Origin of the sequence: Aquimarina discodermiae (assembly GCF_040786235.1) — a bacterium.
Taxonomy (GTDB): Bacteria; Bacteroidota; Bacteroidia; order Flavobacteriales; family Flavobacteriaceae; genus Aquimarina.
Map to the genome: position 1 here is coordinate 1 of NZ_JBFMKP010000048.1, position 26548 is coordinate 26548.

A 26548-nucleotide genomic window follows, 5' to 3' on the forward strand; every position below is an offset into this window, starting at 1 on the left:
TTAGAATTGGGCGAATTTGTCATTTTTTTATATCCCTGACAGTATATGGTCAGGCACTTGACAACAAGTCAAAGATAAAAAAAATAACGCCTCAGGTCATTTTTTAAATGAAATTGCCCTGCGGTACAGCTACTTTTTGAGGATTTTTAACCAATGTTTTGTTATCTTTGCAACTATATACTATTGAAATTATCAATATGCAAATGGATATGCTTTTTATTCTATTTGCCAAAAAACTGCAATATCTAGAGTCCCGAATCACCATAATTTATTTTTACACATCACATCCTTTATCCATGAATGGTACCATCTTTACTCAGAGATTCCATTATTTTAGCTTCAAAAGCTAACAAATCCTGCCATTTTTGATCTACTTCTTCACGATCTCCATATTGGCGAGCAAAGTTTAAAAACATGGTATAATGATTTGCTTCGCTAACCATCAAGTTTCTATAGAAATCTGCCAGTTCTTGATCTTCTAATTCTTCAGACAATAATTTAAACCGCTCACAACTTCTCGCTTCTATTAGCGCTGCATATAATAGTCTATGTACCAACTGGGTAGTTCTACTTCCTCCTTTTGGAAAAAAAGTAACCAATTGCAATACATAATTATCTTTTCGATCTCTTCCTAACACCCACCCTCTTTCTAAAATTTTATCATGTACCATTTTAAAATGGGTAATCTCTTCTTTGACCAATTTGGTCATTTCTTGAACCAATTCTGTATATTCTGGGAAACTTACAATTAAAGAAATTGCCGTAGAAGTAGCTTTCTGTTCACAGTATGCATGATCCGTAAGGATTTCTTCTATATTCTTTTCTACAATATTGACCCATCTTGGATCAGTAGGAAGTTTTAAACCTAACATTTTTAAATCTTATTTTGTATTGACAAAAATAACAATAGTAGTTATTTATTATTTCTTTATATATCCAGATCAAATGAGGAACGTAATTTATCGATCAAAGGATTCTTCTCTTTCAACTTTTCGTATTTATCCTGGGGTGTAAATGCATATTTTTTTGAAGCTTCTTCATTAACCGTTATTTTAAGCTCAATACTATAATTTTTCAGTTTCTTATACAAAAACTGAAGTAAACCAGATTGAGCAGCCTCCAAATCAATTTTCATAGATTCATTAGGTAGCTCTAGGCAAATATCTAAACCATTAAGTGTTGGAATATTCATCGCAAACATTGACCCTACAATACGTTCTCCTTTCTTATCCTGCATTTTACCATATTCTACCCAACCTGCTTGCATTTGTTCTTCTGTAAACTCTTCTTTGGGCAAATTCTCAGGATCAACAACTACTTCTTCTTTTCGTTCTTCATGTTCCTTTTTTCTTTTAATACTACTTAGAGACAATCCAGACGCTTTTCGCTCTCTTTTAGGTAATCCTCCCTTTTTAGTTTCTTCTTTAGGTAATGAAGTTACGACACTCTTATTTGGTAAATGATCCTGAATATCTGTATTTTTCTCTTCTTGATTAACAGAAGGATCAGCAACTTCTTTATTTTCAGGATGATTGCTTACAGTCTGGACTTCTTTTATTGATTGATTGATTACCGGGTTTTCGTCAGTATCTTTTTTGACATCTGGAGAAATTTTTATTGGTTCAATCCCTTTTTCTTTGAAATAAGAAGGCGGTATTATGTAAGGTTGGTCATTTTTTTTTTCTCCATCCGTAAGGATAGAGGCAAGTTGCATTAAACATAATTCGACCAGCAGCCTTTGATTACGGCTCGTTTTATACTTTAAGTCACAATCATTTGCCAATGCGATTGCTTTTATCAAAAAATCATTAGGAGATTTTTGAGATTGCTCTAGATATTTGGTTTTGGTCTGTTCTCCTACTTCTAACAAAGAAATAGTAGCTTGATTTTTGCACACCAAAATATCTCTAAAATGTGATGCGAGACCAGCTATAAAATGATGACCATCAAATCCCTGGGCAAGTATTTCATTAAAAGTTATTAATAACTGCGGAATGTTATTTTGAAGTAGTAAGTCGGTAACCGTAAAATAAGTTTCATAGTCCAGAACATTTAAGTTTTCTGTAACGGCTTTACGTGTAAGGTTTTTTCCACTAAAACTTACAACTCTATCAAAAATCGATAACGCATCTCTCATTGCCCCATCTGCTTTTTGTGCAATAATCTGTAATGCGTCTTCTTCTGCAATAATTCCTTCCTGCTGTGCTACTTGCATCAAATGATTTTTGGCATCTGTAACCGTTATTCGCTTAAAATCAAATATTTGACACCTAGATAATATGGTTGGTATTATTTTATGCTTTTCTGTAGTAGCTAATATAAAAATTGCATGTTTAGGTGGTTCTTCTAACGTTTTTAAAAAAGCATTAAAAGCAGCTTGAGAGAGCATATGCACCTCATCAATAATATAAACCTTATATTTCCCAACTTGAGGAGGAATTCTTACCTGATCAATAAGACTTCTTATATCATCTACCGAATTATTAGAGGCGGCATCTAGTTCAAAAATATTAAACGCAAAATCTTCATTAGGATCTGCTTCTCCCTCTTGATTAATAGTTTTTGCAAGTATTCTTGCGCAAGAGGTTTTTCCTACTCCCCTTGGCCCGGTAAACAACAATGCTTGTGCCAGATGGTTATTATCTATAGCATTAAGCAACGTATTAGTAATAGCCTGTTGGCCTACCACATCTTTAAAAGTCTGTGGTCTGTATTTACGCGCTGATACTATAAAATGTTCCATCGCTACAAAGTTAAAAATTGCTTACAAATATTAAATTTTTGATTTTAGTTTTTATATCGAGTTATTAACAAACATTCCATATCTCCTTTGTAGGCAACTCTTCTTTTTCTGTATCCTTTACTTAATTAAAAGATTCACATAAACACTTTTAAATACATAAATATTAGATGTTTACATTAAATTTTAACAAAAAAGAATGGGGGTATCTGTTAAGCATAAGCGTTATAAGTTATTAGAGGCTTGTTAAACAGACTATCGAGGCCTTTTAAAATAGAGTTTAACCCGCTCAATAATGTATTTAACAAACACAAATTCACTTATCTAAAATTAATTATGGATTCACTATTTCCCAACCTCAAACTATTAGCCCATATGAAAGATCTTGGGCTTTACACAAAACACCAATTTCTTCAAAATAAAAATCTTTATGATAGTACTTACACTACCAATAAAATAATATACGTGGCAGATGGTACCTTAAAAGCATATAGCATCGATGAAGATGGTGGGTACACTATTTTATTTTTATTAAGTAAGGGACAAACATTTATAGAAGATGAAACTTCTATAAAAGCATTCTACAATTATAACCTGGAATCAATTCCGTTAGAAACTACAGTTTATATATTCGATTTGAAAGATATTTATAAAATCTTAAATAAAAGACCAGATTTTCATCAGGATTTTTATCGTCTTTGGATAGAAAAATACAATTTACTTGACAAAAGGATCAGAATCATTCATCAAAAATCTATACAAACCAGGCTAATTCAGGTACTATTAGAATTTCAGGAAAACTATGGATATACTTGCCCCGAGACAGAAGATATTATTATTAATTCTCCTCTTAACCAAGAGGAACTTGCTGGATACTTAAGATCCTCACGAGTATCTGTTAACAACATTATCCAGACACTAAAGTATAAACTACTACTAGACTATGACAAAAAAAGAATTGTATTAAAAAAGAATTCTTTTAGCAACTATATATGTCACAATTATAGTATTTGCTCATAAGCAGTTTTTTACAGAAATACAAAAAAGAGGCTATTTCAATGTTACATTTTTTTAATTTTAGAAATAACCTCTTTTCACAACTAACACGTATGTTATATATGTTTATATGTATAAATAACGTTTAATTTACTATAAAGGAATGAAAGCAGACACCTTATAGAACTCGTCAGAAGCACCTATATCTGTTACTAAGTTGGCTCCTGCAGAAAGTCTAAAAGCGATTCCGTTATCTAATTTTAACTTAACAGAACCTCCCAAATATCTATATACCTGAATATTCTTGTTAACATCGTCATTCTCTAAATTCATAAATGCTAATTCTTCAAAAAATGCTCCCATAACTAGTCGTTTACTAACATTAATACCTGGTGCAGCCCAAAAAAGAAAAAGGTCTCTAGAAGAAGTTGCATCTCCATCTCTTATTGATTTATAATACGCGATATATGCTTCTATATCAAAAATATCATCATGATATGCTGTATAGGTATTTGGTATTACAGCTTCTCCTATTTTTGTCCCTGATGTATGCGATAAAAATTTACCATGAGCAAAACCGACTCCCGGGTTTACAAACCAATTTCCTCCTGCTAACTTAAATCCAAGCCCTACACCAGTTTCTAATAACTGATCACCACCTGTTTCTACAGTACCAAATGTTGTATTTGTCCAAAAAACACTATAAATAGTTATGTCGAAGTTTTTATTGGTCTCGAAACTACCAAAGAAAATAGGAGAAAATCCTGCCACACTATTTTGAATTATTTTGGTAGCAAACTTAGCTTTCTTTTCTTTTTTCTCTTCTTGTGCAAACGTGTACTGAATGCATAATGCAAATATTAAAATTGCGATTTTTTTCATGATTAATTGTTTTAAAAAAATTGTGTGATTAGTTGTTTAAAAATTTAAAAATTGTTTTTGATCTGTATTAAAATTGGGAGGTCTCTTTTCTATAAAAGCACTCATCCCTTCTTTTTGATCTTTTGTATCGAAAAGCGCATGAAAAACCCGTCTTTCGAACAAAATGCCTTCTCTAAGACCCAGCTCCATTGCTCTATCTACGGTCTCTCGAGCTATCATTACTGTGGTCTTACTATAAGAAGCTATTTGCTCTGCGATTTCTAATGTCTTTTCTAGTAATTCTTCTGAAGAAAAGATGCGAGCGACAAGACCGCTGCGTTCTGCTTCGACAGCATCAATCATACGTCCTGTAAGAATCCAATCCATTGCTTTTGTTTTACCGATCATTTTGGTTAATCGTTGGGTACCTCCTATTCCTGGAATTACACCTAATTTAATTTCTGGTTGTCCAAATTTTGCAGTTTCTGAAGCATATATGATATCGCACATCATGGCTAGTTCGCAGCCTCCTCCTAGAGCATATCCAGAAACAGCAGCTATCTTAGGTGTTCGAATCGCTGTAAACTGTTCCCATCCTGCAAAGTAATCTTCATGAAACATGTCCAGATATGACTTATCCTTCATTTCCTTAATGTCAGCACCTGCAGCAAAGGCTTTTTCAGACCCTGTTATTACAAAGCATCCTATTTCTGGGTCGCCATCTAATTCTTGCATGGCACTCACCATTTCTTGCATGAGTGCATTATTTAATGCATTTAATGCTTTTGGTCTATCTAAGGTAAGTATGGCTACACGCCCCTTACGTTCTACTTTTATATTCATTGTGTGATTTGTGTTTATACAATACGATCCTCAAGAAGTTCATTATTTAGCTTCTTAAAAATGTACTATGAATTTACTATGAATTATTAAAATGGTTGATTAAAGTTGGGCTATGAGTCCCATATAGCACCATATGCAGGAATGTCTCTACTCTCCATACCGTATACTACTTTCCAGGTAAGTTTCTTATTAGAGATACATATTACAGCTTCGGCATCAAAATCCCTATATGCTTTATATGCCAGTTTTACCATATCTGGTTTACCATGTGTATCTGTATTCCAGATAATAGCGTCGGGTTGCACTTCTAGAATTTCATCAACCAAATCATCGCCGTATGTTTTTCTTGGGTTTCTGGTTGCCCAAATTAATCTAGAAGGCACCTCTTGTGACAGTAAATGAGGCAGGCAAGGTCCTATTCCACTACCTGTAGCTACCCAAATTACTTTCTTAAAAAGTTTATCAACATTACCCACTCCGGCAGTAGTAATTCCTTTTACCCATAAGTGAGAAGGCATATCATCTATAAGATCGGCTGTCCAATCACCTGCTCTAGAGATCGTTAACCTAAAACCTTCTTTTCCTGGCTCTGGTACATTTGCGAACGAATGCCATTCCATTAACGGACTACGACTAATTGTGGTAGAAGATCCTGCAAAAGGGGTTTCGCCGTGGTTAAACCTTGCCAAAATAACATGATTTGACGGCCTTGTAATATCTACTTTAACTTTTTTTAATCTAAGCCAAGGCAATGCTATACTTATCGTAATCACTACTAGTAACCAAAAACTAAATGAATCTATTAAGGAAGAAAACAAAGATTGGTCGGGTAAATTTGCCTTTGTTATAATCACAGTTTGTACCCAGAATAAAACTAACGCTGACCATCCACCAAAACGATGTGCTTTTTCAAAATCATCGTGATATTTTGCTCGTATGCCTGGTAAAGCCATAATAATCATAAACACCAAAATCCCTGTTAACAAAGTAGTTATCCAAAGTAAAGTCCCACTTTTTGCGGCTTCATTGGCACCATTAAAGAAATTATAAAACAAGGACCCCATAAATAGTATAAACCATAATGTTCCACTTACCGTTCCCCCTATATGAATCCCGCCAAAATGATATACTTTACCAGCTCTTCTTCTAATAGATAAGGGCCAACTAGTAGGTATACTTGTTGCTATCCAAAACAACAGGTTAATGATATATTGTTGTCTTATAAGAATACCAATGGTAAAATTAACCAACGTAATTTTGGCAATAATATCTAATTGTATATTCTGTGCTGACCACCAGTTACCTTGTGTCGCACCATAAATCATTATTCCTACATTAGTTAATAAAAGCAATGCAAACAATCGGTAATAATGCATTAATTTTTCTCCTTTCCATATTCTGCTGGCATATTTTTTTTGAGGAGGAAGCACTACTTTGTCTAAATCTGGATAATCATCCTGTTTTTCTACATTTAGACCCATAACTGGATTATCAGTTTTGACTATTGCATCCATTACTTTTTCTTCTTTATGTTTTTGTGTTGTGTTTTCTGTTTTGATTACTTCTTCTTGCTTTGGTATACTTGCAAGTAGCTTTCTTTTATCTACTTTACCTCTACTTGTCATTGGCAGCTCAGGCATGGTTATTACCTGTTCAGGAACACAATAATAAGGCAGCACTTTTTCTACTTGCTGTTTTACTTTTTCTGGATCAACATTAGCCGGGCTTACAAAAGAGAATAACGTTCTATTATCTATTTTTAAAGTAATAGCTCTTTTACTTTCAGGCATTTTCTCTATAATTGCCGAAACAGAATCCAGCTCTACTCTAAACCCGCATATCTTTACCTGATCATCTGTTCTACCAAAATGTTCTAATTCTCCATCAGATGTCCATCTACCTAAATCTCTGGTTCTAAACATTTTTCTACCTTGCCCCAAAAAAGGATCATCAACATACCTTTCATTGGTAAGATCATGGTTATTTATATAGCCTCGTGTTACGCAATAACCTCCGGCCCACATTTCTCCAACTTCACCAATATCACATGGTTCTAAATTTTCGTCTAATACATACACTGTATTATTGGGGGTGGGTTTACCTATAGAAAGTATTTCATCTGTCGGAAAGAAACGTTTTACCGTATTTACTATAGTAGTTTCTGTAGGTCCGCATGAATTATGAAATGCACAAAACGCTGACCATTTTTCTGCCAACACTCTAGGACATGGTTCTCCCGCAACAATAGCTATACGTACATTTTTGCATTTATCAACATCCATAGAACTTAGAATTGTAGGGGTAGATATTACCACATCTACTTTGCTTACTGTTTCTTGAATATCTTTACCTCTTATGACCAATGTCGCTCCGTTGGCAAGACTCCCCAGAATTTCCCATACAGACATATCAAAAGCAATACTTAAAATTTGTCCTACTTTTAGTCCTGGCCGTATACCTAAGTTACCAGGAGAAGTAAGTAGTATATTACATGTATTTTTATGGGTTACCTGAACACCATTCGGATCTCCTGTAGTACCTGAGGTAAATATGATGTAACAAACATCTTCTTCTTGTATGGAGACCTTGGGCAAGATTACTTCCTTAACATTATTGACTTTTGATTTTAAAAATTCATCAATAACAATATGTGTACTCCCTTTCACTTTAGGCACCAAGTCTTTATATTCTGAAAGCGTAAGTACCACAGAAATGGAAGCTGATTTCATAACATATCGCAATTGTTCATCCTTAGCCAATCCAATATGTTGTGGTACATAGGCTGCTCCTACCTTAAGAATAGCTAATATTCCTACTAGCATTGGTATGGATCGTTGTACAAACAATCCAACATTGTCTCCATGTTTTACACCATTCTTTATTAATTCTAATGCCAACAGATTAGATTGGTGATCCAACTCTTTATACGTGATACTATCCCCATGGTGTATAGCAGCAATGGCATTAGGGTGTATTTTTGCTTGAGCTTCAAATGCATGATGTATACATCTATATGGTACTCTAGTTATAGGTCCCTGACCAAATCTCTGAAAAAGATATTGATCCGACAATGATAAACCAGCCATCGCAGATTTTGAAAATGTATCACCAGGAACTAAAGGGTTGTATTCTTTAGTTTCATGTATTTCTGCTTCAGAAATAACATGAGAACGTTCAATTCCCATTGCCTGACTAATATATTACAACGATTAATGACTTATTATTACTATATAAATTTATAGGAGGTTTACTTAGAAAAACGGGTAGCTTTTCTGACTTAAAAAATTGAGTTTTCATGATTTCGTGTTAATTATTTATTTGAATATTTCATCTATCCAAAATCAAAATTATGGCAACATTTTATAAGAAAGTATAAAATATCTAACACTAAACCTCCTTTTTTTTTGTTATAACTATAATGAAACTACGTTAATACCATAAATATATTAAGTTCAACTTTTAATAAAACGATACTAAAACCATTAAAAATGCTATAGAAAAAATTACTTTTTTTACTTAACATAACTTTAACAAACATGAAAACTCAACTATTAAACACACTTGTTGAAAAAGGTTTATATAAGTGCTCTAACTACACACTTAATGAAACAATTTTAAAATGTAAATGCTACTCGGATAGTATCTATCTAATTAAAGAAGGTATTGTTAAAATTTTACAAATTACCGATGAAGGAGAAGAAATTGTACCTGTACTTCTTACCAAAGGACAGGTATTTGGGAATGATGCTATTTATGGGGAATTTTATACAACTTATGAATCAGAATCTGTTCATCAAAATACAATCATTTATGAATTTAGCATTACTGATATTCGGGCTATAGTAAAAAACAACATGACATTACATAAAGATTTATTATTACTACTAAAGGAAGAACATCATCAAGCGGAAAGACGAATTCAAAATTTAAGAACTCGATCTGCAGAAGACAGGTTAATTCTAACTTTTATTGAGTTTTTTAATAAGTTTAAAGATCCATCCAGTACAGAAGATGAAGTATATATAAAATCACCACTTACTCAAAATGAATTAGCAGGCTACATTCGAACCTCTAGAGTAACTACCAACCAAATTTTGAACATTCTAAAAAGTAAATCACTAATAGAATATTCTAATAAAGATATCGTATTAAAAAAGGGATTTTTTACCTATTACAAAGAGACTTCTTCTAGATATATGGTTTGATAATAAAGAAAATATCTATTTTATAACTTATAACCAAAAGAAAGTTGAATATTTCTGGTAGTGCCTTCACTATCAGAAATATTTGTATCGTCTATAATGTTAGAGAAACCAAAACCATACCTAAGGTCAACAAAAAAGTTTTCTGTAATATCTACCCCAACTCCTGTAACTGTAGAAAAATTAAACGTATTAAAACTAACTTCGGTACTTGTATTGTCCTGCCATTCCCATATCTTAACTCCAGCCTGAGGGCCTATATGAATATTAACTAATTCTGAAATATTATATTTAAGAAAGACAGGAAATTGAAGATAATCCACTCTTAATGACTCATCATCATTCCCCATAGAAGAATATTGAAACTCTGGTTGAATGCTAAATTTACCCTTTAAAGGATACTCTGCCAAAAATCCAACAACAATACCAAATCTGCTATCTTCGAGGTTTTCTGGTATATCGTCAGAGCTAATAGAACTAAGGTTACCTCCTATTCTTATACCATATACTTCCTCTTGTGCAAAGCAATGTAGCGTTGCAAACATAAAAATAGCACTTATCCAAAGTATACTTTTTTTCATCTTAAAGGGTTTTGATTTTGGAGCAAGTTTACTAATAAAATTTGTGTTTCGAAATTATCAGGATAAAATTATAGATATTCCCTTTTCAATAAATAGCTTATAATTTATTTAATTTCTCATTATACAATGACTTTATTATCCCATCTGACAATCCAATTTTAGGAACAAAAATTTCTCTTGCTTTACTCCATTTCATAGCAGAAAGATATATTCTTGTAGCCGGAATAATTACATCTGCTCTATCTTGATTTAGATTAAGTTTCCAGATGCGCTCTTCGTAAGTAAGTGATTTTAGTGTTTTGTAATAAGAACTTAGGTATAAAAACGATAGTGATCTTCCCATTCTTTTACCACTGTTTTTAAAAATATTATTGATATTACCACCAGAACCAATCAACGAAACACGATTATAGCCTTGTGTACGATTAGAAATCCATTCTTCTACATCCTTCCATATTTGATCAGAAACTAAATTGTTAAGTAATCGAACTGTTCCTAACTTAAACGACTTTGAAGCAATTGTTTTTCCGTTATGATAAAGTGTAAATTCGGTACTTCCCCCTCCAACATCAACATATAAGTATGTTGCATCAGTATTAATTAAATTATTAAGGTCTGTCAATGCAATAAGAGCAGCCTCATCTTTACCATCAATAATATCTATTTGAATACCTGTTTTATCTTTTATAAGTGCTACAATTTCTTTTCCATTTTCTGCTTCTCTCATCGCAGAAGTAGCACAAGCTTTATATTTAACTACTTTATGAGTTCTCATTAATAATTGATACGCTTGCATGGTATCAATCATTCGATGAATGTTTTCTTCTGATACTCTTTTAGAATCAAAAACATCTGCTCCCAAACGAATAGGTACTCTTATCAGGCTTGTTTTTTTAAAACGCGTAGGTTTTCCTTCTTCTTGGTGAATACTACTTATTAGTAATCGTATTGCATTGGAGCCTATATCAATCGCACCGTATTTTTCTATAATCAACAAAATATTATTCTCCTAGTTTATTTAAATAATAATCATATATCGCAATTTGCGATCTTACTTTTTCTTTATCGTTTCTAACATAAGCGTTATCCTGTTCTTTAGAGAGTTTTCTAGCTTTTACATTGTCTTTCCAATAAATATCAAAGGTATCCATTAATTCTAATTTGATATCTGTATCATATATTGGGCAAGATATTTCTACTCTTCTATCTAGATTACGTGTCATCCAGTCTGCAGAGGATATATATACTTTGGGATTCCCTGCATTTTCAAAAATATACAACCTTGGATGCTCAAGAAACTTATCGATAACACTTATTGCTCTAATATTTTCACTCATACCTGGAATACCTGGTATTAAACAACAAATTCCTCTAATAATCAAATCTATTTTTACTCCTGCCCTGCTCGCTTCATACAATTTATCAATCATGCCATAATCACTCAAACTATTAAGTTTAAGTTTTATTCCAGCTGGTTTTCCGTCTTTTATATTTTTAATTTCTTTATTTATTAGTTTCAACAAAGAAGATCTCGTATAATGAGGAGAAACCAATAAATGCTTGTATCTATTGATTTTATAATTTATTTCAAAAAACTTAAAAACTTTATTAACCTCTTTAAGTATGATTTCGTTTGTAGTAAATAAAGTATAATCTGTATAAATCTTTGCCGTAGATCCATTAAAATTACCTGTACTTATAAAACCATATCTTTTGAGTTTTCCTTTTTCTTCTCTTTCTATCACACAAGCTTTGCAATGCACTTTGAGTCCTGTTACTCCAAAAATAAGCTTTACACCTTCTCTTTGCATCTGTTCTGCATAGCTAATATTTGCTGCTTCATCAAAACGAGCCTGTAATTCTATTTGTACTGTAACATTTTTTCCATTTTTTGCAGCATTAATTAAAGAACTTGCAATATGTGAAATACTTGCCAATCGGTAAATAGTGATTTTAATACTTTTTACTTTTGGATCAATAGCTGATTCTCTAAGAAATTTTACTGTATATGAAAAGGTATGATATGGAGTATGTTGTAAAAAATCTTTTTGTGCAATCTTATCTAATAAGCTACCCTGTAATATTAAGCCTGATATCGCTAATGGTTTAATTTGTTCATATGAGAGACCGGGTTTATTTAAATCGGGAAAACTCATATAGTCTCTTCGATTATGATACCTACCACCGGGAATAATACTATCAGAATTATCGATTCCCATTTTATTCATTAAAAAATCTAAAGTATCTTTTCCTATGTTTTTGTCATAAACAAATCGAACAGGCTCTCCATCTCTTCTAGACTTAACACTACTAGAGATCTTTTGAATAAAACTTTTTCTTAAATCATTATCAAAATCTAACTGTGCATCTCTGGTAATCTTAATCATATGAGCCGAAGCTTCGATATAATCAAAAATACTATAATTGATATGCAAACAATATCTAATAAGGTCGTCTAGAATAATAATAAACTGTTTACCATCCTTTTCTGGAAGAACTACAAAACGATCGATGTTTTTTGGAATTTCAATCAATGAATAGATTTTCTCCTTAGTTGTTTGTTGTAACAGTTTAGAAATCCTACCATCCTTTGGTATTTTTTCTTTTAAAACCAGTTTTACCGCCAAATACGCAACGCTATCTTTTAAATGTGGAAATGCATCAAGGTCATTAAGTATATATGTCACCAATGCAGGGCTTACTTTGGTAACAAAATAATTACGAATAAATTCGTCTTGATCTGGTGTAACTTGACTTTCGTCAATAATAAAAATGTTATACTCTTTTAATTCGTTGGTAATGTTATTAATTGCCTTTAAACTTTCTGCCTGTTGCTTTATTACAAGGTTGGTTATTTTTTCTAAAAGTTCACTTGCCGTGGGACCCTTTAATTCATTTTTACCATCCTTTCCTGCCATGTCGATTCTCTTAATCGTAGCGTAACGAACTTTAAAAAACTCATCAAGATTATTAGAAAATATTCCTATAAAACGAAGTCTTTCTACCAAGGGCACAGAGTTATCTTCTGCTTCTTGTAGTACCCTTGCATTGAACTGCAACCAGCTTAATTCTCGATTAATGTATTGATTTTTATTGTTTTCGGACATTATTTTAAAAATTTAGGGCGAATAACATGAAGGGTTTTTCCTACATTTATTTGTTCCCATTTATCACAATCAAACTCTATTACCACAACCCCACAGGTAGGTAAATTATCTATTGCTTCACTACCATAATTATTCGCAATAGAAGTAAAAGCATGATTATGGCCAAATATCATCAAACTATTTATAGTATCCTCACATTTTTTAACTGTTTCAATCACTTTACTACCATCAAAGTCATACAACTCTTCTTTTACTATAAATAAATTTTCTGGCATATCCAGATATTTATTAATGATCTTTGCCGTGCTATATGCCCTAACTGCAGGGCTAAACAAAATCAAATCCAATGTTTTTACCAATGTTTTCAACTCTTTACCTACTAATTCTGCATCTAATAAACCTCTGGGGTTTAGTGGTCTTTTCTTATCTTCTAAATCAAATTCCCAAGAGGATTTTGCATGCCGAATAATATATAAAGTTTTCATAGATTGAATAGAGTTTATATTAAAAGAACATTATTTTATACAAGTTTAAGAATTCGATTTTACATATTTTACTATAAGAACATAAAAAAATAATTTTTAGATCCTTACTAACTTGATATAAAGATCACAGCTAAGAGTAATTTTATGTTTCCAAAAATTCTAAAAGTAATCCAAAAAAAACATTAAAATAATGATTATGAACAGGATACAATCATTAACATTGATCGACAAAAACAGTATTTACATCGAAAAGTTGCTTTTTTTCTTATCAGTTTAAATGTTAAAATCTAAATTTACATACGGTTTCCCCTTAAATAAATATGTTTTCCCAAACATTATGCACACAAGTCTGACATAATAAATTTTAGGGTGATAAAAACAGAAACACGGTGGAAAAAGTAATTGCAAAAAAAATAAACCTTATCTGGTTGAATACTACTTATGTTATTCTTTGCCTATGTTGTATATTTTCATTTAATACACATGGTCAGGTAGAGGTACCCCTTACCAAACGTTCAGAATTAACATTAAAAGGTGATTTTAAGTTTGTTTCGAACACCATATTGGGTAAAGTTAGCCATGATAATGGATCAGAAGTTTTTGACCCAAATAAGAGTTACAATAAAGGAGGGTTAAATAATCAATTCAAAATGGGTTTTATCGACATAGATAATGATCCTACAACATTTAATTCTAGTAGTGCAGATTTAAAAATTGAATCTAATTGTAATACTATTAAACATGTAGGATTATATTGGACAGCTGCCTATGCCGATGAAAAACGTGCACACGATATCACGTCGATAAAAATAAAATATCCTGGACAAACACAATATTCTACTATTACAAATGGCAAGGTTATACATGATTACTATAGAGACGATCAATCTTTATTTAAACAATATTCTTGTTTTAAAGATATTACCAAAGAAGTTTTAGATCTGGAAAACCCTTTAGGCACCTATACAGTTGCTAATATTCCTGCAACAACAACAGCCGTAAATGACAATGACACTTTAGGTAATGGTCTTGCTGGTGGGTGGACTATGGTAGTTATCTATGAAGATAATACAAAATCCAGAAAAAGATTTTATGTGTATGATGGTTTTGTAAATATTGATTCTAAAGCAAAACCAGTTGCATTTTCATTTAACAATTTTCAAACAATCCCTAATGGTGCAGTTCATGGTAAAATAGGAGTAATTGCCTATGAAGGTGATAAAGGAATAAGAGGAGATCGCTTTGAGGTAATGTCTAATGAAACCAACAGATACAAAAGTCTAGCCGATGGTATTAACCCTATGAATAATTTTTTTAACGCCAATATCACCGAGAATGGTAAAAATGTAACATCAAGAGTTCCTGCCAGTCAAAATACATTAGGCTACGATGCAGATTTATTCAATATAAAAAATGTAAGAAACAATATCATTGGTAATAATCAAACCGAAGCAAAGTTTAGGTTATCTACCGATAACGATGGTTATTCTGTTATGGCAGTAGCTTTTAGTATCGAAATATATGAACCGGCTATTCACATTATAAAACGTTCAAAATATAGTGCTACAAACGACTATGTTCTTCCGAAAGATGTATTGCAGCCAAAACAAGAAATCACATACGGTCTTACAATTCATAATGACGGTAATGATGATGCTAAAAACACCATAATCAAAGATATAATTCCAAAAAACGTAGTGTTTTCTGAAAAATCTTTGGTTCTGCCAACTAAAAAAATCAAAGTAAAATTTGACAAAGAATCTAGAGTCTTAAAATTTTCGATTCCCAACAAAATGGTGAAAAAAGATAGTAAACCATTTAGAATAAGCTATAATGTACTTGTCGATATTAAATGCGAATCTATTAACACAATTGATGATATCCTGGTTGTAGATCAACCAGTGATATCAGAATTTAATGGAACATTAAATGAAACTATCAAATATTCTAAAGGATATAATCACATCAACTCTTGTAACTTGCCAGACTACTATCAATTTAAGCTAGCTATTGATATTAGTGAAATGAATTGTCCGAACGCTACTCGTCTTGTTGCAATTCCTAAAAAGAATCTTTCTAATGACATTGCTGTAACGCTTCCTAAAGAGAAACACGATGCAGACACATCTGGTCATACAGGAAGTGGTGGTATTCCTCCAAATGATATTGTAAGCTCAGATCCAGATCTAGCACCTCAGAGAGTAAAATCTGACATGAAGTTAAGCAAAACGATCAATGACATGATTAATCTTAATGAGATCTATTTTGAATTTGATAAATGGGATATTACTCAAAAAGCAGAAATAGAACTAAATAGAGTGGTAAACTTGATGAATGAGGAGTATCCAAATATGGTTATCAAAATAGAAACACATTCTGATAGTCGCGGTGGAAAAAATTACAACCTTGCTCTTTCTCAAAAAAGAGCCGAGTCTATATACAATTATTTACTAAGTAAAAATATTTCTAAAAACAGAATACTTTCATATATAGGTTTTGGAGAAAGTAGACCTGTAAACAATTGTAAAGATGGTGAAGACTGTTCTGAGGATCAGTATAAGAAAAACAGAAGATCAAGTTTTGTTATCATGTAATAAATAATGGATCAAGGAGATAATCTATCTACTATCCATTTTTTTTGATCAATAGAAAATCGAATTCTATCATGAAGACGATTCGCTCTACCCTGCCAAAATTCGAAAGCTATTGGTACCACGCAATAACCACCCCATGATACAGGTTTAGGAATCTCTTTATCCTTATACGTTTTTTCTAATTCTGCCAGTTTGTTTTCTAGTTGTTCTCTAGACTTTATCACTTCGCTTTGACTTGATGCCACCGCTCCTAATTGGCTGCCTCTAGGTCGTGAAAGAAAATATTGCAAGCTTTCTTTTTCTGAAACTTTTGCCGCCCTACCCTTTATAATTACTTGTCGTTCTAGGTTAGGCCAAAAAAAAGAAATACATACCTTATCATTATTCGCTATAGATTTTCCTTTTTCTGAATCGTAATTGGTATAGAATACAAATCCGTTTTCATCATATTGTTTTAACAAAACTATTCTTGCCTTAGGAAAACCATCTATCCCATTTGTAGTAACGGTCATTGCATTTGGTTCTTCGACTCCGCCAGCTGCTTCTACCTCTTTAAACCATTCTGAAAACAATGTATATGGAGAATCTGGAAGATCTTTTTCTTCTAAGGACTTTTTTTCGTAAGATTTTCTGTAAGTAGTTAAATCTCTATTCATGATTTTAAAATATAGTGCAAGTTACCAATTTTGACTCTTGCAAACAATCAACAGTAACATTTTGAAGTATCAATATTCGAACACTTTACCATCATCTGCAATCTCTACTCTGTCAAAAACCGTTTGTGCTTCTTCTACAAAAAGTTCAAGATTATCATATCTGGTGGAATAATGCCCAAGAATCAATGTCCCTACGTTTGCTTTTTTGGCAATACTAGCAGCTTCGATTGCAGAACTATGACCCGTTTTAGAACATAAATGCTTATGACTTTCTAAAAACGTAGATTCATGATATAACACGGTAGCATTCTCTATCAAAGGTATTTTTGCTTCGTCATACTTTGTATCACTACAATACGCATAACTTTTTACAGGCTTAGGAAGCCCTGTAAGCTCTTCATTAGAAATCTTGGTGCCATCATCTAAAACAACATCTTTTCCCTTTTTAATTGAGCGATAATAAGCTTTATCGATACCATAATCAGACACTTTATCAATCAACAAGGGTTTATCTCCAGGTTTTTCTTTAAACAAAAAGCCATTACAATAAATTCTGTGTTGCAAAGGAATAGTGGATACAGTAATCTTATCGTCTTCAAAAACAACTTCTGATTCTGTATTTGTTAGCTCATGAAAATACAAAGGATAATCTGTCCAGGAATTGGATAGTTTAAGTTGCAAAGTAATAACTTCTTTGATCCCCTTAGGGCCATGAATATGAAGCGGTGTATCTCTGTTTAATAACCTAAATGTAGAAACCAAACCTATTAAACCAAAAAAATGATCGCCGTGCAAATGAGAGATAAAAATATGTTTGATTCTAGAAAACTTGATTTTATTACGTCTAAGCTCTACTTGTGTTCCCTCTCCACAATCTATTAAAAACACATGATTATTTATTTCTAATACTTGAGAAGTTGGATTTGTAAATGTTCTAGGAGTTGCCGAATAACAACCCAAAATTGTAAGTTTCAAAATTATTTCTCTCTTTTAACAAATGGATTGCCAAGATACTCTTATCTTACTTATAAGTCAATTTAACGATCAAAAGAATCGAATGATTTTAATAATGAAATATATCCATGCACATCCAAATCCCTCCTAAAACCAGTAGCTCCTAAAACAACACCTTTTTTATTGAGCACTAATATCACAGGAAAAACCATTTTTTTGTTATATCGTTTTGCCAGTTCTTTATTTTTCTTTTTTTGTTCTTGCGAAATCTTATTTTTTCTTCTTCTTGGAAAATCTGCTCTTAACCAAACGTATTTTTGATTTGTAAAATCCGCAAAAGCCTCTGTAGACAAAACATTCTTTTCTAATTTAATACAAGGAGGACACCAATCGGACCCTGTAAAAAACAAAACAATCTTTTGATCTTTATCTTTTGCTAAGGCTAAAGCTTCATTCAAATCATATTGCCAATTCTGTGCACTAACAGAAATAGACGCAAAAAAAACAGAAAATATTATAAATAGTAGGGGGGCGTATTTATTCATACGTACTTAGACGAATAACTACGTTTATAATTACAAAAAAAAATTAAAATCCAAGATCTCTTTCTATTTCTTCCATTTCGACCAAATCATACGCTTCTTGTAATGTTGGCACTATTGTTATTTCATCAGAAACGTCATCATATGTAATCTTATTGGTAACAATAACGAATGAATGGCCTGTTAATTTATGTGTTTTGGATAACAACAAAAACTCATTAATGTCTTCTAGCGATATTTTCTCTAACGAAAATAGATTAACTATAATATTATCGCCTTTTAACCCTTCATATTTATCCTCTAGACGTTTTACAAATTCGATGATTGTAGTTTTTTCCTGAGTAATAATTGTTGTAGAACCTTCTTTATTAAAAATCATAAATTACCGTTTTATTTTTGATGCTAATAGATATATGATCGCCATTCGCACTGCTACCCCATTCTGTACCTGATCCAGTATTATGGCTTGGCTAGAATCAGCAACATCACTCGTGATTTCTACTCCACGATTGATGGGTCCCGGGTGCATAATTACTATTTCTTTATTCAAATCATCCAATAATTCTTTATTTACCCCATATTGTTGTGTATACTCTCTTGTAGAAGGAAAATAACTAATTTCCATTCTTTCATTTTGAACACGTAACATATTAGCTATGTCACACCATTCTAATGCTTTTTTAAGATTTGTTTCTACTTGAACTCCTAATTTTTCAATATACTTCGGGATCAAGGTTTTTGGGCCACATACTTTTACTTCTGCTCCCTGTAATTTTAGGGCAAAAATATTAGAAAGTGCCACTCTAGAATGCAAAATATCTCCTACAATCACCACTTTCTTTCCTCCTACTTCACCCAAACGTTCTCGTATCGAATATGAATCCAGTAACGCTTGTGTAGGATGCTCATGTGCTCCATCTCCCGCATTAACAATACTCGCATCTACATGTTTAGAAAGAAATACTCCAGCTCCTGGATTTGGATGTCTCATCACAACCATATCCACTTTCATCGATAAAATATTATTTACTGTATCTATTAATGTTTCTCCTTTTTTTACAGAAGAAGAAGCTGCTGAAAAATTAATTACATCTGCAGAAAGTCTTTTTTCTGCCAATTCAAAAGACAATCTTGTTCTTGTACTATTCTCAAAAAAAAGATTAGCAATGGTTATATCTCTAAGCGAAGGAACCTTTTTTATCGGCCGATTAATTACTTCTTTAAAATGATCTGCTGTTTCAAAGATAAGATTTATATCATCTTTGCTTAAATACTTAATTCCTAACAAGTGATTTACACTTAATTCGCTCATTCTTTTTTAATCTAATAATTCAAAAAGGTAGTGACATTAATTATCTATCAAATACACCGCATCATTACCTTGGTGTTCTTTCCAGTCTACCTTTACCTTTTCCTGGTTAATAGCATCTACTTGTCGTCCTTTATAATTAGGTTGTATAGGCAAATGCCTGCTAAAACGTCTATCTATCAACGTTAATAATTCTATTTCCTGAGGTCTTCCAAAAGACTGTATCGCTGTTAATGCCGCTCTAATACTCCTCCCAGTATATAATACATCATCAATAAACACAACACGTTTATCTTCTACAATACAATCAATATGAGTTTTATTAGCTTCAAGGGTTTTTTCTCCTCTTCGAAAATCATCTCTATAAAATGTAATATCAAGGTAACCAATTTTTATATCTTTAACCTGATATTCTTCTACTAAAATTTTTTTAATTCTATCTGCCAAATACGTACCTCTGGGTTGAAGTCCTATTAATACGGTATCTTTAAAATGAGTATGATTTTCTATTAATTGGCAAGCCAAACGGTGCAGAATTATATCGATCTCTTTTGCACTAAGTAGTAATTTTTGACTCATAACCTCCAAATAGATATCTGGAATACAAAAGTAATGAAATTTTGGATTAAAACAATCCGTTTTTTTAAATAACGCATCACATAAAAGTGTTTTATTTTTGAATATATCTTAACCCATTCAAAATAAATCAATTTAAACTTTTATGAATTAGAATTATATTTTGTTTCCGTATTATCTACTATTATCTCTGTAATTCGATACTACCGTAAAAGCACTTATTCTTTCTACCTAGGTTATCAAAAAAATGTAAATCATTGAAACTATTTTTTGGGTCTAAACACTTTGATGTGTTTCTCATTGGTTTCAATAAAAAATTCTCCAATCAATTCTAAGCAATACGGTATAGCAGGAAATACAGCTTGCATGCACTCTCGAATAGAGTTTGGTTTTCCAGGAAGGTTCACAATTAATGTCTCATCACGTATTCCCGCAGTTTGTCTAGACAATATTGCAGTAGGCACATAATTTAAACTCTCTTTTCTCATCAACTCTCCAAATCCCGGTAGCATTTTATGACACACATTTTCTGTAGCCTCTGGTGTTACATCTCTAGGGGCAGGGCCTGTTCCACCAGTTGTAAAAATAAGACAGCACTCATCCTGATCACTTAAAACCTTAAGTTTTTCCTCAATCATATTCTGTTCATCGGGTATCACCTCATAGACTGGAGTCCAAATTGTGTCAATGTACTCATTTAACACGTTGATAATCTCTTTTCCCGAAATGTCTTCATAAATGCCTTTACTAGCCCTATCTGAAATGGTAAGTATTCCTATCTTTATTTGTTTCATACTATAATTTAAAACTACCTTCTTTATACATTTAGTAGTATCACTAACTTAAAGCATAAAAAAGAAGAATTTAGTGTTTTTTTCTAAGATACTTACGTCTCTTGCGTTTTATAAATTTTATTCCCAGACCTGTTGCTGTAATACTTATGGTGGTACCTCCCAGTAATAACAGTATCATAACAATATCCCACAAAGGACGGTTGCTTGTTAGAAAAGAAAAATCCCAACTATGAAGCCCATGATAAAGCCATCGCTCTAGTTTATTGGTAACATCACTTTTTAGCAATACATTACCATTAACGGGGTCAATATAATAAGCTAGATCAGTAGTAGTTGCTTTAATAACCGGTATTTTTTTGTTGTTGTGTCTATCGTAGTAATAATTGTCATATTGATGCAATACTTCGATAGTTACTCCCATATCAGTTTTACTAATATGACTTATTTGCTTAGAAAGATCACTTTCTTTGGGAATATAGTTCACATCACTTAAACAAACCGTTTTTATGTTATCTACTACAAAATATTTAGCAAACAACTTACCAGAAAAAGATGAAAAATGAGCTTCTTTTATAGTACTGGATGGAATTGATTGTTGAAAGTTTGCCCATTCTTTATCGGTAATATTCTCTAACGAATTCTTTCTGCCCTCCCATAGCAAAGATTCTTGTTCTGATAATGTAAAGTTATAAGACCAATTAAAGGGTGACATACTCATAAACCCACTAAATATCCAGGTACAAACAAATACTCCAAAAATCAATCCTGTATAGTAATGAAAATTATACCACTTATTTTTGAAACGTTTAAAATTGGCTTTAGGCTTATTTTTGAAACGAACAATCCCGGTAATAATTCCGCTCAAACACATAATAAAACCAAACGCAGACAACCATATACACAATTGACTCCACAAGGTAGCATGCATCCTAATTTCTTTTAAATAGATCCAATGCGGAATCGCTCCAAGCCATGCCCAAACTCGATCAAAACGTGTAGTATTACTAATTACCTCTCCGGTTTTAGAAGAAATATGCACATAAGTACTTTCTTCATCTTCAAAATTCACTTTATATACAGGTAAATGCTTTGCATATTTAGGCCTGGGGATCCATTGATCAACTTCTGTAAGGATACTCACTTTGGCATTAGCTAATATTCCGGTAAACGTTCTGGCCACCTGTATCGCAAACTGTTTATCAATTTTTATATTTTCACCCGTATAAGCAAATTTGGAAACAAATTTACCCTCGTTGGTAATCAAATGATAAACAGGTTCATCTAAAATACTGTTTATTCGTAACGAATTAGTACTCTCTTGTTGATGTCCTGTAAATACGATAGCTGGATGTGGCAAGTCATTTGCCATTTTTTGAATGATTTCATTGCCTTCTATTTTTTCTTTTTGAGATAGAAAAGGAAAACTTTTATACATCATTACAAATCCAGATAAAAACCAAATCAGGAACATTCCAAAAAAGAATGTTCCTAAATAATGGTGAATCGTATGAATTTGCTTTGTCTTCATTAAAACTTATATCCTAAGCTTATTTTATAGTTTCGTTCTAAACCAGGAAAGAATTGATTTCCAAATATAGCATCGGTATAATAAAATTGATCTGTAATATTGTTAATATTAAATGCAATTCTAACATTTTTAAACTTATAAAACAAGGTAGCATCCCAGGTATAATAATCAGGAAGTTTAAAGGTATTCGCACTATTGGTATAGTTTTCTCCGGTATAGTTAAATCCAGTTCCGACACCAAAGTCTTTAAGACTTTTATTCTGAAACTCATAGCTAACCCAAGCATTTGCCAAATGGTCTGGTGCAAACTGAAGTTTATTGCCAGCTCTGGTTGCTTGTAATGCATCAGTATCAAAAGATCTTACTTTAGCTTCAACAAAAGCATACCCCGCCTTGGCGTATAACCCTTTTATAGGAGTGTATTCAACATCCAATTCGAACCCTCTGGAATCAGCTTCTCCTATTTGGTTAAATTCATCTACAGTATTACGCTCTACAATATTGTTTTTCAACATATAAAAACCCGAAAGTGTAGCTGAGATTACATTAGGTTTTTCCCATTTCACACCAATTTCGGCTTGATAACCTCTTTCTGGATCAAAAATCTCATCATTTGGTGCAATGGTTCTCGAAGGCTTGAAATAATTAGAATAAGAAGCAAAGATACTCATCGTTTCTATGGGTTGATATACAATACCTCCTCTATAAGTAAATGCGGTTGATGGAATTTTTACGCTATTGCCTGCCACATCAAGGCTTCTATCAGGGTTTACCTGGTCTGTATAATATGTTCCTGAAAATATATCGTACCTTACTCCTATAATGGCTTTAAATTGATCTGAAAATTTAAGCCAATCCTGGAAATAAAAAGCATTAACCAACTCTTCTCTTACTCTTACACGAGTATCCACTGGCTCAATATGTCCCTGATTAAGAATTGGGTTCTGTATACTAATCGTAGTAAATGTCCCTGGCCCCACTACATCTCCTCTAAATGATTTTCGATCTAAAATACTTAAATTATAACCTACCAACGATTTATGTTCTATACTACCTGTTTTAAAACTATAACTCAAATCTAACTGATTTTGGATGGTCTTAGTTTCATGGTTAAAATAAAATGGAAATGCTCTATTCAGAGAATCTCTTGTAGTATTAAATTCTAAAAATTCTGTTGACAAATAATTAATATCATCATCAGACCATGAAAAATGATTGGTCAAATTCATTTGATCATTAAAACGGTGATTGTATTTTAACTGGGCATCAAATCTTTGATGTTTCAGAAAATCCTGCGGATCATTATATCGAGTTTCAGGATCCATTCCTTCTACCAGAGAACCATCCTCATCTACTGGTATACCGGTATCGGTATCGTATTTATCATCATTTGCCTGAAGATAAAGTTCTATTCGATCATCCTCTGTAGGTTTGAAATCCAGCATAAATGAACCATTATTGGTCGTTACACCAAAATCTCTCCATCCATTACTTTTGGTGGTTCCAAAATCAGCTCGGTATTGTAATTTTTCTGTTACGGGTCCACCGATTCCTCCGAGTACACTATAGGTATCAAATGAGCCATAGGTAGCGTTAAAATTTCCGGTTTGAACATCGGTAGGCTTCTTTCGTACAACATTAATAATTCCACCTAAAGCAGAGTGACCAAATAATACACTTGCAGGGCCTTTTAACACCTCAATACGCTCTACATTAGCTAAATTGGTAGATGGAGCACTGGTAGCTAAATTATGGCGCTCATCACGCACACCATCAATTAATAACACAAAATTATTAAAACCTCTAATACGAAACGTTTGAAAACCTCCATAACGATTAATAGGTCTCACTCCTGTAGCACTTTTTACCGCATCACCCAAATCTGTAGGATTACGTTGTTCTATTATCATAGGAGAAACAGCATTAGTAGTGATTGGCATATCTATATCTTGTACAGGAAGCTTATTAATCGAAGAGAGTCTTTTTCTTTTCGTAACTATTTCTACTTCATTTAGACGAGTTTCATTAGCTCGAAGATATTGGAGAGTAACTATAGCAGGAAGATCCTTAAACGTAAATGCTGCTTCAACATAATTCATATGTTTAATCACAATACTATCAGAAGGATTTCCTGTTATCTGGAATTTACCTTCACTATCAGATTCTGTACTTGTATTTAAAGTTTTATTAAAGATTTTTGCTCCTGCTATTGCATTGTTAGTTTCTGCATTTAGCAGTGTAACACTTTTATTGACTTGTGCGAATGTCGAAACGCTAATTAGAAATAGCATTACGAACGTAAATTTACTTTTCAACATGGGTTTACATTATTTTATTTAACAAGTAAGGGGTGTAATATTCTGTGAGTTGTTCTTTTTTGTATATCCTAATCAAGATGCAATTATACTAAATTATTTTTAATGCAACTAAGTTGCATTAAAAATAATTTATATTCTTATATAAAACTTACACAAAAAAATATGGATAAAACAAAAGAAGTATCTAGGTAAATAGTTATTAAAATCAAGTATTTAAAGGGTATTGAGGCGCTAAAAGGACACATGTTAACTACAAGCTAACCTACCCAAAAAGAGTTTTATTCGTATTATAAATAAAGTTGAATACTAGGGGGTATTACTCTCTCCATTCTTTCCATTTTCCTCCCGGCTCGGGTAAATCAATAGGTTCTGCCATTGGCGTAGGATAAAAATCTTTATACAAATCTTCATAATCATATATCTTTTCAGACACTTTATCTATTTTATAAGTGATTGGATAGTCCATTCCTACCTGAATATCGTAGTAGTCTTCTTTTTCTCTAACTAACACTACTTCTGCCTGGTCTATAGGAAATGCATTCTCATTAGTATTATTTAATTGTATAACATGGTCTACAAGCTTCCGTTTTTCTTTTGTAGTTCGATATAAATATACATCCCCATCATATGGGTTATCCTCTTGAGCAAGATTATCGATGATTCTACCGGTTAAAGATTTCCTCTCATCCAAATAAACACCTACCTTTGCCCTATAATAATATCTCGAATTATAAGGAAGATATTTTATAGGAGAATTATCTATAAATTCTACTTTAACTTCTACATCATTATACCAAACAGAGATGTGTACATTTTCATCATTTAATAAAGATTCAGGATCACCACTTACTTCGTTTACCGCCATTCTTATAATAGCCGCTCTACCCCTTTTTTTGATTTCTTTAACCTCTTTTCGAAACTGCTTAAGTTCTTCTTTTGTATACATAACTTGACACATCATTGACTTTGCAAATAAAGTTACCATAACTAAGGAAATGTATTTTATCATTATGATTAGTTATTTACAGTTTTTTTTTATTCGAACTCTTAATAAACAGCTAATTAATCTCTTTAGAAGCAAAGAACTATTTTAGAATGTAAATGTACATATATCTACAAAAACAAAAGACCGTTCAAAAAGAACGGTCTTTATATAATTATATCTAAAAGTCAAGAATTACTAGTTCCCTCCTTTTTCCATTTTAGCTTTAAGATCTGCTAATGCATCGATATCACCAAGCGTCGTTTTTTCTGCTGAACCTGTAGCAGCTTTCTTCGCAGCTTGTTTAACGATTTTAGCCTCTTCTTCTTTAAATAAAGCTGTATGAGAAGCAACTACCCAGGGCAATTTCATTTAAAAAATGACCTGAGCCGTTATTTTTTTTATCTTTGACTTGTTGTCAAGTGCCTGACCATATACTGTCAGGGATATAAAAAAATGACAAATTCGCCCAATTCTAAA

23 protein-coding genes are annotated in these 26548 nt (G+C 32.3%); 3 read left to right on the forward strand and 20 right to left on the reverse strand.

Annotation, left to right across the window (positions count from 1 at the left end):
- Positions 1 to 290 precede the first annotated feature (290 nt).
- Together ABW636_RS21425 and ABW636_RS21430 are read right to left on the reverse strand one after the other, a co-directional pair.
- A complete protein-coding gene (locus ABW636_RS21425) occupies positions 291 to 872 on the reverse strand; it encodes a MiaE family protein (protein ID WP_367592145.1) in 582 nt (193 codons plus the stop codon).
- Positions 873 to 928: 56 nt separating this feature from the next.
- Entirely contained in the window at positions 929 to 2743 is a 1815-nt protein-coding gene (locus ABW636_RS21430) for a DNA polymerase III subunit gamma/tau (protein WP_367592146.1), read from the reverse strand.
- A gap of 333 nt (positions 2744 to 3076) precedes the next feature.
- On the opposite strand from ABW636_RS21430, the gene ABW636_RS21435 reads away from it, so the two are divergent.
- Positions 3077 to 3760 carry a Crp/Fnr family transcriptional regulator gene (locus ABW636_RS21435; protein ID WP_367592147.1) on the forward strand — a complete coding sequence of 228 codons (684 nt, stop codon included), beginning with the start codon at positions 3077 to 3079 and terminating at the stop codon, positions 3758 to 3760.
- Between the two features lie 129 nt (positions 3761 to 3889).
- Here ABW636_RS21435 and ABW636_RS21440 read toward each other — a convergent pair whose 3' ends face one another.
- From ABW636_RS21440 to ABW636_RS21450, 3 genes are all read right to left on the reverse strand, one after another.
- Entirely contained in the window at positions 3890 to 4618 is a 729-nt protein-coding gene (locus tag ABW636_RS21440) for a DUF6733 family protein (RefSeq protein ID WP_367592148.1), read from the reverse strand.
- Between the two features lie 36 nt (positions 4619 to 4654).
- Positions 4655 to 5440, reverse strand: coding sequence for an enoyl-CoA hydratase (locus ABW636_RS21445; protein ID WP_367592149.1), 786 nt, complete (start codon positions 5438 to 5440; stop codon positions 4655 to 4657).
- A gap of 110 nt (positions 5441 to 5550) precedes the next feature.
- Positions 5551 to 8625, reverse strand: a complete 3075-nt coding sequence (locus tag ABW636_RS21450; protein WP_367592150.1) for an amino acid adenylation domain-containing protein — start codon at positions 8623 to 8625, stop codon at positions 5551 to 5553.
- Between the two features lie 351 nt (positions 8626 to 8976).
- On the opposite strand from ABW636_RS21450, the gene ABW636_RS21455 reads away from it, so the two are divergent.
- Positions 8977 to 9645, forward strand: coding sequence for a Crp/Fnr family transcriptional regulator (locus ABW636_RS21455; RefSeq protein ID WP_367592151.1), 669 nt, complete (start codon positions 8977 to 8979; stop codon positions 9643 to 9645).
- Between the two features lie 20 nt (positions 9646 to 9665).
- Here ABW636_RS21455 and ABW636_RS21460 read toward each other — a convergent pair whose 3' ends face one another.
- The 4 genes from ABW636_RS21460 to ABW636_RS21475 form a co-directional block, all read right to left on the reverse strand.
- Positions 9666 to 10223, reverse strand: a complete 558-nt coding sequence (locus tag ABW636_RS21460; protein WP_367592152.1) for a porin family protein — start codon at positions 10221 to 10223, stop codon at positions 9666 to 9668.
- 97 nt (positions 10224 to 10320) lie between these two features.
- Positions 10321 to 11220: a Ppx/GppA phosphatase family protein gene (locus ABW636_RS21465; protein WP_367592153.1), complete on the reverse strand. Its 900-nt coding sequence runs from the start codon at positions 11218 to 11220 to the stop codon at positions 10321 to 10323.
- A 4-nt stretch (positions 11221 to 11224) separates the two neighbouring features.
- Entirely contained in the window at positions 11225 to 13330 is a 2106-nt protein-coding gene (ppk1, locus tag ABW636_RS21470; RefSeq protein WP_367592154.1) for a polyphosphate kinase 1, read from the reverse strand.
- Positions 13330 to 13815, reverse strand: coding sequence for a SixA phosphatase family protein (locus ABW636_RS21475; protein ID WP_367592155.1), 486 nt, complete (start codon positions 13813 to 13815; stop codon positions 13330 to 13332). The genes ppk1 and ABW636_RS21475 overlap by 1 nt, the downstream gene beginning before the upstream one ends.
- 389 nt (positions 13816 to 14204) lie before the next feature.
- Between ABW636_RS21475 and ABW636_RS21480 the strand changes: the two genes are divergently transcribed.
- Positions 14205 to 16409 (forward strand): OmpA family protein, encoded by a 2205-nt coding sequence (locus tag ABW636_RS21480; protein WP_367592156.1) that lies wholly within the window; start codon positions 14205 to 14207, stop codon positions 16407 to 16409.
- Between the two features lie 11 nt (positions 16410 to 16420).
- Here ABW636_RS21480 and pdxH read toward each other — a convergent pair whose 3' ends face one another.
- From pdxH to ABW636_RS21535, 11 genes are all read right to left on the reverse strand, one after another.
- A complete protein-coding gene (gene pdxH / locus ABW636_RS21485; protein ID WP_367592157.1) occupies positions 16421 to 17065 on the reverse strand; it encodes a pyridoxamine 5'-phosphate oxidase in 645 nt (214 codons plus the stop codon).
- 69 nt (positions 17066 to 17134) lie between these two features.
- Positions 17135 to 18040 (reverse strand): ribonuclease Z, encoded by a 906-nt coding sequence (locus ABW636_RS21490; protein WP_367592158.1) that lies wholly within the window; start codon positions 18038 to 18040, stop codon positions 17135 to 17137.
- Positions 18041 to 18102: 62 nt separating this feature from the next.
- Entirely contained in the window at positions 18103 to 18564 is a 462-nt protein-coding gene (locus ABW636_RS21495; RefSeq protein ID WP_367592159.1) for a thioredoxin family protein, read from the reverse strand.
- A gap of 43 nt (positions 18565 to 18607) precedes the next feature.
- Positions 18608 to 18940: a ribonuclease Z gene (locus ABW636_RS21500; RefSeq protein WP_367592160.1), complete on the reverse strand. Its 333-nt coding sequence runs from the start codon at positions 18938 to 18940 to the stop codon at positions 18608 to 18610.
- A gap of 3 nt (positions 18941 to 18943) precedes the next feature.
- Entirely contained in the window at positions 18944 to 19873 is a 930-nt protein-coding gene (locus ABW636_RS21505) for an aspartate carbamoyltransferase catalytic subunit (protein WP_367592161.1), read from the reverse strand.
- A gap of 36 nt (positions 19874 to 19909) precedes the next feature.
- Entirely contained in the window at positions 19910 to 20449 is a 540-nt protein-coding gene (pyrR, locus tag ABW636_RS21510; RefSeq protein ID WP_367592162.1) for a bifunctional pyr operon transcriptional regulator/uracil phosphoribosyltransferase PyrR, read from the reverse strand.
- Positions 20450 to 20709: 260 nt separating this feature from the next.
- Positions 20710 to 21240, reverse strand: coding sequence for a molybdopterin adenylyltransferase (gene mog, locus ABW636_RS21515; protein WP_367592163.1), 531 nt, complete (start codon positions 21238 to 21240; stop codon positions 20710 to 20712).
- A gap of 70 nt (positions 21241 to 21310) precedes the next feature.
- Positions 21311 to 22768: a PepSY domain-containing protein gene (locus tag ABW636_RS21520; protein ID WP_367592164.1), complete on the reverse strand. Its 1458-nt coding sequence runs from the start codon at positions 22766 to 22768 to the stop codon at positions 21311 to 21313.
- Complete coding sequence (locus ABW636_RS21525) at positions 22768 to 25059, reverse strand: TonB-dependent siderophore receptor (protein WP_367592165.1); 2292 nt, start codon at positions 25057 to 25059, stop codon at positions 22768 to 22770. Before ABW636_RS21525 ends, ABW636_RS21520 begins: the two co-directional genes overlap by 1 nt.
- 343 nt (positions 25060 to 25402) lie before the next feature.
- Positions 25403 to 26095 carry a hypothetical protein gene (locus ABW636_RS21530; RefSeq protein ID WP_367592166.1) on the reverse strand — a complete coding sequence of 231 codons (693 nt, stop codon included), beginning with the start codon at positions 26093 to 26095 and terminating at the stop codon, positions 25403 to 25405.
- A gap of 171 nt (positions 26096 to 26266) precedes the next feature.
- The gene (locus ABW636_RS21535) at positions 26267 to 26440 is read right to left on the reverse strand and encodes a hypothetical protein (RefSeq protein WP_367592167.1); all 174 of its coding nucleotides are present in this window, start codon (positions 26438 to 26440) and stop codon (positions 26267 to 26269) included.
- Between the last annotated feature and the right edge of the window lie 108 nt (positions 26441 to 26548).